The sequence below is a fragment of the Bifidobacterium asteroides genome (genome assembly GCF_048001765.1).
GTDB lineage: Bacteria > Actinomycetota > Actinomycetes > Actinomycetales > Bifidobacteriaceae > Bombiscardovia > Bombiscardovia asteroides_K.
The window spans coordinates 137779-150381 of the sequence record NZ_CP181447.1 but is presented as its reverse complement, the minus strand read 5'-3'; the positions used below and the strand labels follow the sequence as shown (position 1 = coordinate 150381).

Sequence of the window (12603 nt, the reverse complement as noted above, 5' to 3'; positions counted from 1 at the left end):
ATCGCCGTGACGTACGGCACGTGCACAGGTCCGATGACGACGAAAGGTCCCAAATCTCAGTAGGACTTTAGCCCTTGATGTCTCGAGGATCTTTCTTGCCTATGGTGCGCTTGTCGCGGATTTTGTTGCCGCCCTTGTTATGGATGTTGACCTCGCCGCCGCCGGACCGGTCTGCAAAGACCTTGGCCTGCTTGGTGGCCTCCGCCTTGGTGGCGAAGGTGCGGGAGACGCGTGAGGCCCCGGCCCGCTTGACTGTCCAAAGATCGCGATCCCCGTCGTATTGCACGTGATAATCAGCCATGATGGCCGTCCTTTCCATACTTCCCTGTACCCCCTCATCTTCCACTGCCGGACCTGAGGCACCGTGCTTCGACACTCCAGAACTTCCAGGAATATTGTTCATCAATGATGGTGCTAGAAGAGGCTTTCCGCGCTGTTGCCGGGCTTGCAACTTTTAGCTCAGATATCGAAGATTCGATTATGGGCAAGAGAATAGAAATGACCAGAGCAAATTACTATGAGGTGATTTAAGTGGAACGAAACTACAGATGTTGAGTTACCTACTTGGATACAGGATCTGGGTTGGATGCATATTCAGGCAAGGTGGACACATCTCCATTAACCTTGAGATTCTAGAGGTTTGAGCAGAGTCCTGTTTGCAACCATAGGCGCGATTGGTTCGCCGATGCGGAAAGCAGCGTGCCCAGTAGCCACCAAGTGTTGGTAATAGCTTCGAGGAAGCACTCCATCAGCTGGTCAGCAGGCGTCACGTCGGCATAGTCGCGGATTGAGTTGACAGGCACCACGTCCTTAATCTCATGCCAACAAGCCAAGCTGCGATATAACTTCCTCACATTGGATGTGGCGAGCAAAAGCCCGCGCATACGCCTCAATCAGACGTGGAAACACAAACGAGGCCACACCATGATTCGTACCGTCTTTTGCTATAGTCGCCCACCTTGCAGATCGCACAGTCAAATCTTTCACAGATGAGAAACTCTTCAGTGAAAACTGGCGGTCAAGCGGAACAGGATTAACGGGGAATGTGAGGAAGCGTCTGCAAGTGGCTCTTCATACCTACAGATGCTGTAGCCTTGCGGCTATGGCATGCAGGGGACGGAAATCGGATAAAACAGGCGAGGATACGGAGAAGACCGACCTTCGCCGCACAATCCACGTACCCGCTCATGCCGACCTTGTCCTATGGTTTCTAGGCCTTGTTCTGTTGCTGCCAATGAGCTGGGGCTGGTATAGCAAAATTCCTATTCAGTTCTTTATGGCATTCCCGTATGCCGTTGATTTTGCCTCGGACACTTGGGTGAACAGGATAATTGCGACCACCATTGTGGGGCTTGTCTGCTGGCTGATAAGCGGCATTGTCCATATAGTTGCCTTGTATAAACGGAAGTCGCGCAAAGCCCGGAAATGGTGGAACATCGTCGCAAAAATCCTGCTTGTCTTAGTGACTTTGATCGTCTTACTGCATAGTCTGGCTGGGGTGCTGTTCCTCTCGATAGACGTCAGCGATATTCCCCTGTGAGTAAACGCTGATGCTGACGCTCGCTCACCAACTATAGGCCGACCAGTTTCATTTAACGATATGGATGCGCAAAGAACGCGGCATATGCTCAGTTGGGGTATCTGCTTTATCCTCGTTAAACTGCTAGTCAGTACCAGATGCGCACAAGAGTTTATCCTCGCCAAAGCTGATATCTTCCCAAACCTAGATGTCAGCGCCATTAGCGATTTTCTGAGAAGGAGAGCGGGCGACGGGAATCGGACCCGCCTCTGAAGCTTGGGAAGCTTCCATTCTACCAATGAACTACGCCCGCAAATCCGGCTACCAGGGTCGAACCTCGGCCAACCGCATGCGAGTCACCATGGTAGCAGGTCTCGGCGATGTGCGCGAATCACCAACTCCGGGCACGGTTGCGAGACAGCTCTTCAATCCACTTTCAGACGGTGCCGTCAGGCTCGATCAGGTCGGCCACCACCGTGGAGCAGGCTCCAAGCAAGGCTGCATCCTCACCCAAGGCCGAGCGGTCAACCACAAGGGGTCGCCGAAAATCAGTGGCCAGGGCATCGTTCATGGTCTTCTCCATGGCACTCAGGAAAATGCGATTCACCACCCTGGAGTCGCCCAGGACAGCTACGCGAGGAATGTCCATAAGGCCGGCGGGCATGGTCAGAACACGACCCAGCAGTTCGCCAGCACGCCGCAGAATGCTGGCCAGATTGTCGGGATCCCGATCCATTGCAGCAGTCAGCTTGGGAACGCTGATCAGTGATTCCAGGCAGCCGCGCTTGCCGCAGCGACACTGCGGACCTGTGGGGTCAACGCCCACATGGCCGATTTCTCCAGCCGCACGGTTACAACCAGTCACCAGCTCGCCGGAAATCAGCAATCCTGCCCCAACTCCGTCGCCCAGATGGACCAGCAGCAGGTCGGACTGGCCTGAACCAAACTGCCGTTCGGCCAAAACCTCATTATTGGCATCGTTGTTGACCGTCACCTCCAGGCCTGTCTTCTCATGCAGGTAGCCGCGCAGGTCGGTCTGAACCCAGCCCAGGTTGGTGGCATCATCCACCACGCCTTCAGCACTGACGATGCCGGGACTGGATACGCCGATGCCCATGATGGGATGGGTTGCCCGCTGCATCAATGAATCAGTCAACTCCCCCACCAAGTCCAGGGGGACCTTGCCGTCAGCAGTCAGCGGGATCTCCTCACGCGCCACCACCTGTCCGGTCAGGTTGAGCACCGCCCCCCTGAAAACGTAGGGCGTGGAAAGGTCCAGGGCCAGGATGCTGCGCCCGTCTGGATTGATGCGCAGCAGCCGCCCCCGCTTGCCAGGCCCAGTGGATTTGCTATAACCCACTTCCATGAGCAGATGCTCGCCCAGCAGCTCGGCCACGATGTCTGATATGGCGACCCTGGTCAACCCTGATGCGCGAGCCAGATCAGCCCTGGTCATGCTGACATCGGGGTAGAGCAACCTGAGCAGGATGGCTCGGTTGTGGTGCCGCACCGACTTGGGCAGCGCCTTGGACAGGTTGCCGGTATTGCTGGTCATGATTCGCCTGACAATAGATAATGCGGGAACGGGGACCCGCCATGGGGATTGGGCCTTGAACCCCGTGATCACGCCCATCCATGCTTGCACCTTATATTGTAAACTTCCTTGCCCGGGCAGGTCCATACCTCGCCATTGGGGCACCAAAGCTGTTGGTTTTCAGGACTGCGCACTAGCATCGTGAGCAAGACCACGGGGACAGCCAATAAAAAGTTCAGTTTCCTAACAATTAAGTGTTAGGCTGTAAACAGACATCGAAAACAGCTGCATCCCCTCGCTGAGCAAAGGAGCGATTGCCATGACCACGACACCGAACCATTCGGAAGCCTCACCGTCCGCCACAAATCCGCGATACCTGCTGGGTAACGAGGCCAATCGCATCTTCATGGCCTCGCAGACCTACGGCTTCCTGGACTTCGGACGGGGGTTCCCCACCGAGCAGGGCGGCGCCGGCTGGCTCAATGACGACGGCAGCATCGACCCAGACCAGGGAATCCAGACCTGGATCACCTGCAGGATGACCCACGTCTACGCCATTGGCAGCCTCCTGGGCTACCCGGGCGCATCAGAGCTGGTCCATCGTGGCGTCCAGGCCCTCCAGGGTAACCTGCACGACGACGAGCACGGCGGCTGGTATCCCTCGGTCTCCTGGCAGGGCCAGCCCGAGAGCGGCAAGTCCTGTTACACCCACGCCTTCGTAGTCCTGGCCGCCTCCTCGGCCATGCTGGCCGGCGACCCCGATGGGCAGGCCCTGCTGGACCAGGCACTGGAGATCTTCAACCGCTACTTCTGGGATGACGACAAGGGCCTTGCCGTCGACACCTGGAACAGCGAGTTCACCAGGCTGGACCCCTACCGGGGGCTCAACGCCAACATGCACAGCACCGAGGCCTTCCTGGCCGTAGCCGATGCCACCGGCAAGGAGGATTATCGCGAGCGCGCCGGTCGCATCATCGACCAGGTCATCAGCTGGGCTGAGAACAACCAGTGGCGCATCCCCGAGCATTTCAACAGCGACTGGCAGGCCGACCTGGACTACAACCAGAACAACAAGGCCGACCAGTTCAAGCCTTACGGGGCAACGCCGGGCCACGGGATTGAATGGGCCAGGCTGATTACCCAGTACGCACTAAGCAGGTTCGATCAGGATGCCGACCGTCGCCACTACATCGAGGCAGCCGAGCACCTGTTCGCCAGGGCTGTGGAGGATGGCTGGGCCGCCGACGGAGCCGAGGGCCTGGTCTACACCACAGACTGGCAGGGCCGCCCGGTTGTCGACGACCGCATGCACTGGACCCTGGCCGAGGCTCTGAACACCTCGTCCACCCTCTACGCAGCCACCGGCAAGGCCACCTACGCCGATTGGTACTCCACCTTCTGCAGCTACGTAGACCACTACCTGATTGACCACCAGGGCGGGTCCTGGTGGCATCAGCTGGATGCCAACAACCACGTGATTGGCACGGTCTGGCCCGGCAAGTCCGACCTCTACCACGCATTCCAGTCCACCCTGATTCCCTACAACGACCCGGCGGTCTCCATCGCCACGGCCATCAAGAAGGCCTGCGGACAGGGACCTGCAGACCAGAATCAGGCCCGCTGAAATCCATGGCAGCATCGACCCCGCATCCCGAGGCGGATACAGATAGCGTCCAGGCCCGTCCGATCAGCCTAGGAATTGACATCGGCGGCACCAAAATCGAGGGCGTGGCCATGGACGGCGACAAGCACCTGCTGGCCTGCCATCGAATCCCCACGCGCGAGGGCAACCAAGCGGTTCATGACGACACGGTGACACTTATCCACCACCTTCTGGATCTGGTGGGCCCAAATCGGGGTCCTGTCACCGTAGGCCTGGGCATCCCGGGGCGCGTGGATGCCAACCGTGGAATAGTGGACGACGCAGTCAACCTGGGCATCCGCCACATGGCTCTGGGCCCTGCCGTTACCAAGACGACCGGCCTGCCCGTCCGCGTCGAAAACGATGTCAATATCGCTGCCCTGGGAGCCGCCTCGCAGGCCAGCGACTCCCTAATGGCCCCTCGAACCACACCTCACTCCGAGGTTGCCCGGAACCAGGCCCGACGCCCCGTATCAGAGCCTGGGCGTGACAGACCCAGGGCCCTGCCCGACCAGGACGACCATGTGGTGGCCTTCATCAATCTAGGCACCGGCCTGGCAGCGGGCATCATCCGCGGGGGCCGGATCGAACACGGAGCCAGTGGAGCAATCGGCGAAATTGGACACATTCCGGTGGACGCCCACCAGTTTCCCTGCAAGTGCGGCCAGTGTGGCTGTCTGGAGACCGTGGCATCAGGTTCAGCAGTGGAAGCCCTTTGGCCAGGAATTGCCCACCCTCTGCCTGATCTGATTGCCCAGGCAAGCCAGGGGAACCAGCACGCTCAGGAAGTCCAGGACATCATCGGCCATGGCATCGCCCTGGCCGTGCAGATCGTGGCCCTGACCATCGATCCCGCGGTCATCATCTTGGGCGGCGGCATGAGCAAAACCGGTCAGCCCCTACTGGATCTGGTCACCGAGCATCTGAATAGGAGCGCGGCTTGCAGCCACTTCATCGCCTCGCTGAAGCTGCCCGACCGGTTGCGCCTGGCCCCAGCCGACCTGCCCATCGCAGCCATCGGCGCCGCCCTGGCAGGACGCATGGCCGCCGACAGTCGACCATCTGACCTTATTGGAAAGGAAATCGCATCATGACCGAAATCATCATCGTCAAGTCCCAGGAGGAAGCCGGCGAAATCTATGCCCGCTGCACAGCTGACCTAATCCGGCGCAAGCCTGACTGCGTGCTGGGTCTAGCCACGGGATCCAGCCCTCTGGCGGCATACAAGGCGCTGGCCGATCTTGTCCACAAGGAGGGGATTGACGTCTCCCAGGTACGTGGCTTCGCCCTGGACGAGTACGCGGGCCTGGACCCGGCCCACCCCCAGTCCTACCGGTCCACCATCGACCGGACCGTGGTCGAGCCTCTGGGCCTGGACCCGGCCAAGGTGAGGGTGCCCAATGGGAACCTGGACACCATCAAGGATGCTGGCCATGTGTACGACCAGGCAATCGAGGATGCAGGCGGCGTCGACCTGCAGATCCTGGGCATCGGCACTGATGGACACATCGGCTTCAACGAGCCCGGATCCTCCCTGGCCTCGGGCACCCGCATCAAGACCCTGACCGAGCAGACCCGCATCGACAACGCCCGCTTCTTCGACAATGACATGGACCAGGTGCCCACCCATTGCATCACCCAAGGAATCGGAACCATCCTCAAGGCACGCCAGCTGGTCCTCCTGGCCTTCGGTGCCGGCAAGGCAGAAGCCGTGGCCGAGAGCGTAGAGGGAGGCATATCGTCCTTCTGCCCGGCCTCCGCCCTTCAGATGCATCCCCACGCCACAGTGATCGTGGACGAGGCCGCCGCCTCCCGCCTGCGCAACCGCGACTACTACAAGTGGGCATATGCCAACAAGCCTGACTGGCAGTCCATCTAGAAGGCAAACCAAACATGTCCAAGGAAGCATACGAGTCGGCGGGGTTCGCGGCCGAATCATCCCTGAATGGACCGGCCCATCCCCTTGTCCTGACCGGCGCAAGGCTAATAGACGCCCGAGGCATCAGGGAAGACAGCTGGATTTTGGCCCTGGAGGGCAGGATTGACCAGGTCGGGCAAGGCAGGGAGAGCCTGGAATCCGCCCTGAGGGCCGCTGGCCTGCCCAGCCTACCGCCCTCCTTCCAGCCTGGATCAGATACCCATGACGTGAATGCGGACGGTGTGGAGTTTATCGACGCAGCCGGCCTCATCCTCACCCCCGGGTTCATCGACATCCACTCCCACGGCGGCTGGGTCCACTCCTTCGATGACGGCGACGAGGCCATTCGCACAGCTAGGGCCTGCCATATGGTCCATGGAACCACCAGGCAGGTGCTCAGCCTGATCACCAACCCGGTCGACACGATGTGCACCAATCTGCGCTCGGTCAGGCGGGTCATGGACTCCAGGCCCGACGTGCTGGGCGCCCACTTGGAGGGGCCCTTCATCGCCCTCTCCCGTAAGGGGGCGCACGACCCCAAGTGTTTGCGCGACCCTGAACCCACGGTTCTCGACCGCCTCCTGGAAGCTGCCGACGGTTGCATACGTCAGGTGACGTTGGCCCCCGAGCGCGACCATGGCTACGAGGCCATATCCCGCCTGGCTGGGTCCAGTGTGGTGCCTGCGGTCGGCCATTGCGATGCCGACTACGATCAGACCCGCCGCGCCTTCGATGCAGGCGCCCGCATACTCACTCACGTTTTCAACGCCATGAACGGCATCCACCACCGTCAGCCAGGGCCCATTCCGGCCGCCGTGGAGGACCCTCGGGTCACGGCTGAGCTGATCAACGACGGTTTCCATGTGCAGGACCCCTGCGTCGACCTGGCTTTCAGGCTCTTCCCCCATCGGATTGCCCTGGTCACCGATGCTATGGAGGCTACCGGCTGCGAGGACGGCGCCTACAAGCTGGGCTCCCTGGACGTAACAGTGAAGGGCGGCCACGCCCGCCTGACCTCCAACGGAGCCATCGCTGGTTCAACCCTGACCCTGGATGTGGCAGTCGGCCGAGCCGTCCAAGCCATCGGCCTCCCGGCTCCCCAGGCCGTGGAAGCCGTCACGCTGACACCTGCCCGGGCCTTGGGACTAGATCATCCCAATCCGATCACCAAGGCCCCACTGGGCCTACTGGCACCAAGCTATGCAGCCGACCTCCTCCTCCTGAACCCGGCCGACTGGTCCGTCAAAACCGTGGTCTGCAACGGGCGCAGAATTCAGATCTAAACAACGAATAGCCAAAAGCCTCCGATTCCTCCTTGCCTCTATGACAAGCCGGATTCTTCGCAACTAAGGGCACAAAGGCAGGAACGGTCAGAAGGGCCAGACGTTAGGCCGGGCCTTCTGACCGTTCCCAAAATTATCGACCAAGACAGCGGAGAGGAATCACCGCTATTGATAGGTGTACAGGCGCATTAGCCCCCTGGTCTTTCAGTACCCCACCTGGGCTCCATGCCCGGAATTCACCTGGGTCTGCCCCATCTCCTGGCTCATCTGCATTAGGCGGGCTATGCGCTCATCGGTGGGCGGATGGGTGGAAAAAAGTCTGCTGAACCCCTTGACCGAGAAAGGATTCTCGATCATCATGGCGGCAGCGCTCTGGGTGCCGGCAGTCTGCGGCATAGGCGCGGCCTGAGACCCGTAGGATATTTTGTTCAGCGCCGACGCCAGAGCCGCCGGGTCCCCAGTCAGCCGGCTGCCGTCCTCGTCGGCGTCATACTCTCGAGTGCGCGAAATGGCCATCTGGATCAGGGAGGCGCCCAGCGGGGCCAGAATCGAGCTGATCAGCACACCCAAGAGGCCAAAGACACCGGAATCGTTATCCCTGTCCCGGCTGTCGCCGCCGAAATACATGAGGGAGTATCCCAGATAGGTGATGACCGTGGCCATGGCCGAAGCTACGGCAGAGGTCAGGATGTCGTGGTTGTAGACGTGCATGAGCTCGTGGCCCAGCACCCCGCGAATCTCACGCTCGTTGAGGATGCGCAGGATCCCCTGGGTGCAGCAGACGGCGGCATGGCGCTCGTTACGGCCCGTGGCAAAGGCATTGGGCGAGTCGGTGGGGGCAATGTAGATGCGGGGCATGGGCTTGCCTGCCCTCCCCGACAGCTCTCGGACGATCCGGTAGAGGTCCGGAGCCTCCTGCTCGCTGACCGGCCGGGCGTGCATGGAGGCAATCGCCACCTTGTCGGAGAACCAGTAGGATCCGAAAGTGGTGGCCAGGCCTATGAGGATATAGATGCCCAGTGTCCCCTGGCGACCGCCAGTCAGCCACCAGATGAGCATAATAACGGCCCACATGAGGGCGAACAAAAGCGTCGTTTTCAGGCCGTTGAAATGTCCGTGAACCTTCAGCTTGCCATTCATGGGTTCCATGGTAGACAATACCGCTGAATTTTTGCTGAACGGGCGCTGAAAAGATGAGGCTGCTGAGCCCCCTCCTCCCCTACCACCCATTCAGAATAGGCCTGGTTGGCTCACAGCTTTTCTCTTACCTTGAGACTTAGGAGGAACATATTGAACCTTCTTCAACCTCCCGTTGACATCGAAGAACCGACGAAGATTCATGGTCTTCACCCCAAACTGGTCTGCGATGTTAGGAATCTTGGGCTCTTTCTTCATGTGCTGACCCTGTTGCAACGGAACCCGGGCCTCGTCCGTCACTATGACTGCCCCCTCGACTTTGGCCACGGCAATCAGCCAGGGATCCGCCTTGCTCTCTGACTCCCAGTATTGGCGCGACCCTTCCGTATACTGCCCGCAGGTGACCAGATAATCCTGGATTTTCGCATAGACCTGCGCATACTTGTCGTCCTTATGGCTTATTTGGTGGCCTTTGAACACTGCACGCACCCAAAGGTCCAACATATCGGGATTGGCGGCCTGCTCATTGACCAGCTCGTCGTAGACGACATCCACCATGGCAATCGCCCTGCTCTCAGCCAGCTTTTCCATCCATCGCCAGAAGGGGTGAAACTCCTTGTAGTCGAAAGGATGGTTAATCCGGTAGGAGGCGATGAAGATGTTGGAATCGGGCAGGTAGAGGGTAGCGGTCATAACAGCTTCTTTTCACGAATCAACCCCTGATAAGACTGCGGGGAGCGCACCCCCACCAGGTCGAAGCCCTCAGTCGGAGCCAATCTGCCCCCGTCCATGGCGGCATTGACCAGACGGACGAAACCGGTGTCCACCCTGGAGGCATTGGTCCTGTTGCCATTGCCATGAGGTTCCCGCTCCTGACGATGAGCGGTCTTGTCCTGAAGATGCCGATCCATTCGTGCCCGCAGCTCCTCAAGCGTATCCTCGTCAGCCAAGCGAAACTGATGGGCTTGTATCCCCATGGCCAAGGCACTCAGATGGAAGTCGTCAGCTATAGACTCCGCAGCATCGGCCGGCTCTTTGCCCCCGTCCAGCTTCTCTTGCCACAGCCTCCGGAAGCGCTCATCATCAATCACAGCCTTTACCACTGCCCGGTTTATCGCACGCTCGGTGGTCTTGCGGTCTCCTTGGCCGCCAATGCCGTCGAAGAGCTCCTGAGTACCCAGCAGTACATGCCCCACCTCGTGAATCAAGGTGAATATCATGCCGTCAAAGGAATCGTTCCTATTGATAAACACCAGCGGAGCCATGTCGTCAATCAGCACGAACCCTCGAAATTCCTGAAGATCCAGTTTTCGGGACCTTGTAGAACCCACCTGGGAGTTGAGCATGATCATGATGCCCGCATTAGATGCCTGTTCCTTGAGCTGACGGAAACGGTCGCTGGATTTGCCGCCCTCCCAGGCAGAGCGCCCATCCAACCCAAGGGTGGAGCGAAGCGCATCAGCCAGGTCATCGTCATACTCGGCACTGTGCACCGACCCGACCAGCGGGTTGGCATCCAAGCCGGACTCAAGCAATTCATCCCTGGCCCATTCCTGCCTGAACCGCATCTGGTCTATGGTGTCCTGCAGATTTTTGCTGGGCTGCACAGACGTGTTGCCTACGGTCCGGTAACGAACCAGGGGTTCAAGGCGACGTTGGGGCACAACCGACCTGACCAAGGCACCGAAAGGCACATGCAGGGCCCTGCTGAGCTGCTCTACCTTGTTGAAGGATACAGACACGGGTTCCTTGGATTCCAGCCAATCCGGCAACTGGCCAAGCCCTCGGCGCTGAGACAGGGCCACGGGATCGGCATCACCCTCCTCAACGGCCCACTGGAGGGTGGCCGGATAGAGAGTCAGGTTAGCCATGTCACGCTCCTTCGATTCCGTGATGGGCTCTAATGACAATGATACCTGCGCGAGACTTATCCTTCCGCTGTGAGCAGCCAGTAGCCCAGACCAAGAAAACAGGACCTGGACGAGGATTCATGAACCTCATCCAGGTCCTGCCACTGCTAACACAGGCCCAGGAGCGATCGCCTACTCGCCGTGGGCGAGCTGGCGGAGCTGGTCGGGATCGATGACCTTGATGTGCTCGCGGCCAACCTTGGCGCCCTCAGCCCGCTCGTAGGCATCCACCCGCTTCCAGCCGGCGAAGTCGATGGGCTGGATGCCCCTCTCCGCCAGGAAACGATCAATCGAATCGTCGTCACGGTCCTTGGCGAAGCGACCACGGTCCGGGCTGGAAGCCAGGTCACCCAGCATGTTGCCGATGGTCTCCAGGGCATCGGACTTGGTGGATCCGATCAGGCCCACAGGCCCTCGCTTGGCCCAGCCCGTGGCGTAAAGACGGTCGATGGGTCGCCCGTCCTGCCCTTCTGGAGCAGTGGTCACGCGACCGTGGACGTTGGAGAGGGTGTAGCCGGAGAAGTCGTAGGGAATGCCGGGAACCTCGGCGGGCTTGTAGCCGATGGCGTGGTAGACGGCCTGAACCGGGTACTCCTCATACTGGCTGGTCTCCTCCATGGAGCCCTCGGGTGTGACCTTGGTCTTCTCCACGCGAATGCCGGTCACCTTGCCGTCCTGGCCGATGATTGCCGCAGGCATCCGGTAGAAGTGCATATAGAAACGGCGGTCGGCGGGATTGCCCTCGAAGTCGACGCCACCATCTTCAGCCATGTCCTCGGCCATCTCCCTGATGGTGAAGAGCTCCTCCAGCATCTGCCGGGTCAGCTTGTCGGCACCGGCCCGATCGATGGTCTCCTGATCCAGGTCAAAGTCGTCCTCGTCGATGACGATTTGCACTCCGGGCAGCTTCTCCAACTCGCGTAGCTCCTGGACCGAGAACTTGGCCTGGGCCGGACCGCGACGAATGAACATGTGCAGTTCACGGGCCTGGTTGCCCTGGATCCCCCGGTAAACATTGTCGGGGATGTCGGTGCCCAGCAGGTCGTCGGCCCGCCGCATCAGGATTCGCGAGACATCCATGGCCACGTTCCCGCCTCCGATGACGGCCACCTGTTTGGCATCCAATGGCCAATTCTGGTCAGCATCGGGATAACCGTCATACCATTCGACGAAGTGGGCGGCCCCGTGAACGCCATCAAGTTCGTGACCGGCGATCTCCAGGGGGCGGTCATCCACGGCGCCGGTGGCGAAGAGCACCACATCGTAGCGCTGAAGCAGATCATCCAGGTTGACGTCCTTGCCGAACTCCACATCCGCATAGAGGTGAATCTCCGGGTTGTCCAAGGTCTTCTCCAAGGCGCCGGCGATGTACTTGATGCTGGGGTGGTCCGGGGCCACGCCGTAACGGACCAGGCCGAAGGGAACGGGCAGCTTCTCGAACAAATCAATCCTGGCCCGGTCCCCCAGACCAAGGTCGGCACCCTTCTCCCGAAGCTGCCGCAGCAGAATGTCAGAGGCGTAGACCCCTGCAGGCCCCGCGCCTATGACAGCCACGCGCAGAGGGGAGTCGGCTTCCTTACCGCAGGCCGGTGCGGGCATGGTGGAATCGTTGACATTATTATCGCTCATGCTTGCCAGCCTAACGCAAAGCGACGGTCGG

12 protein-coding genes and 1 tRNA gene are annotated in these 12603 nt (G+C 60.0%); 6 read left to right on the top strand and 7 right to left on the bottom strand.

Annotated features, from left to right (window positions below; genetic code table 11):
• Nucleotides 1-67: 67 nt before the first annotated feature.
• Nucleotides 68-301 (bottom strand): DUF2188 domain-containing protein, encoded by a 234-nt coding sequence (locus ACNAOV_RS00550; RefSeq protein WP_045934889.1) that lies wholly within the window; start codon nucleotides 299-301, stop codon nucleotides 68-70.
• 104 nt (nucleotides 302-405) lie between these two features.
• On the opposite strand from ACNAOV_RS00550, the gene ACNAOV_RS00545 reads away from it, so the two are divergent.
• Entirely contained in the window at nucleotides 406-531 is a 126-nt protein-coding gene (locus tag ACNAOV_RS00545) for a hypothetical protein (protein ID WP_416517516.1), read from the top strand.
• Nucleotides 532-1102: 571 nt separating this feature from the next.
• The gene (locus ACNAOV_RS00540) at nucleotides 1103-1540 is read left to right on the top strand and encodes a hypothetical protein (RefSeq protein WP_416517515.1); all 438 of its coding nucleotides are present in this window, start codon (nucleotides 1103-1105) and stop codon (nucleotides 1538-1540) included.
• 221 nt (nucleotides 1541-1761) lie between these two features.
• On the opposite strand, the gene ACNAOV_RS00535 is transcribed toward ACNAOV_RS00540, so the two are convergent.
• Together ACNAOV_RS00535 and ACNAOV_RS00530 are read right to left on the bottom strand one after the other, a co-directional pair.
• Nucleotides 1762-1832, bottom strand: a tRNA-Gly gene (locus ACNAOV_RS00535).
• A 123-nt stretch (nucleotides 1833-1955) separates the two neighbouring features.
• The gene (locus ACNAOV_RS00530; protein ID WP_416517514.1) at nucleotides 1956-3074 is read right to left on the bottom strand and encodes an ROK family transcriptional regulator; all 1119 of its coding nucleotides are present in this window, start codon (nucleotides 3072-3074) and stop codon (nucleotides 1956-1958) included.
• A gap of 298 nt (nucleotides 3075-3372) precedes the next feature.
• Here ACNAOV_RS00530 and ACNAOV_RS00525 point away from each other — a divergent pair, with 298 nt between their 5' ends.
• The 4 genes from ACNAOV_RS00525 to nagA are packed head-to-tail and all read left to right on the top strand — an operon-like array spanning nucleotide 3373 to nucleotide 7896.
• Nucleotides 3373-4677, top strand: a complete 1305-nt coding sequence (locus ACNAOV_RS00525) for an AGE family epimerase/isomerase (protein ID WP_416517513.1) — start codon at nucleotides 3373-3375, stop codon at nucleotides 4675-4677.
• Between the two features lie 5 nt (nucleotides 4678-4682).
• On the top strand, nucleotides 4683-5789 hold the full coding sequence (locus ACNAOV_RS00520; RefSeq protein WP_416517512.1) for an ROK family protein: 1107 nt from the start codon (nucleotides 4683-4685) through the stop codon (nucleotides 5787-5789).
• Nucleotides 5786-6574 (top strand): glucosamine-6-phosphate deaminase, encoded by a 789-nt coding sequence (gene nagB, locus ACNAOV_RS00515; RefSeq protein ID WP_416517511.1) that lies wholly within the window; start codon nucleotides 5786-5788, stop codon nucleotides 6572-6574. Before ACNAOV_RS00520 ends, nagB begins: the two co-directional genes overlap by 4 nt.
• Before the next feature lie 14 nt (nucleotides 6575-6588).
• Nucleotides 6589-7896 carry an N-acetylglucosamine-6-phosphate deacetylase gene (gene nagA / locus ACNAOV_RS00510; RefSeq protein ID WP_416517510.1) on the top strand — a complete coding sequence of 436 codons (1308 nt, stop codon included), beginning with the start codon at nucleotides 6589-6591 and terminating at the stop codon, nucleotides 7894-7896.
• A gap of 204 nt (nucleotides 7897-8100) precedes the next feature.
• Here nagA and htpX read toward each other — a convergent pair whose 3' ends face one another.
• The 4 genes from htpX to ACNAOV_RS00490 form a co-directional block, all read right to left on the bottom strand.
• The gene (gene htpX / locus ACNAOV_RS00505; protein ID WP_121913517.1) at nucleotides 8101-9036 is read right to left on the bottom strand and encodes a zinc metalloprotease HtpX; all 936 of its coding nucleotides are present in this window, start codon (nucleotides 9034-9036) and stop codon (nucleotides 8101-8103) included.
• Nucleotides 9037-9126: 90 nt separating this feature from the next.
• Nucleotides 9127-9726, bottom strand: coding sequence for a DUF4411 family protein (locus ACNAOV_RS00500; protein WP_416517509.1), 600 nt, complete (start codon nucleotides 9724-9726; stop codon nucleotides 9127-9129).
• Complete coding sequence (locus tag ACNAOV_RS00495; protein ID WP_416517508.1) at nucleotides 9723-10904, bottom strand: ImmA/IrrE family metallo-endopeptidase; 1182 nt, start codon at nucleotides 10902-10904, stop codon at nucleotides 9723-9725. The genes ACNAOV_RS00500 and ACNAOV_RS00495 overlap by 4 nt, the downstream gene beginning before the upstream one ends.
• 171 nt (nucleotides 10905-11075) lie before the next feature.
• A complete protein-coding gene (locus tag ACNAOV_RS00490; protein WP_416518105.1) occupies nucleotides 11076-12542 on the bottom strand; it encodes an FAD-dependent oxidoreductase in 1467 nt (488 codons plus the stop codon).
• Between the last annotated feature and the right edge of the window lie 61 nt (nucleotides 12543-12603).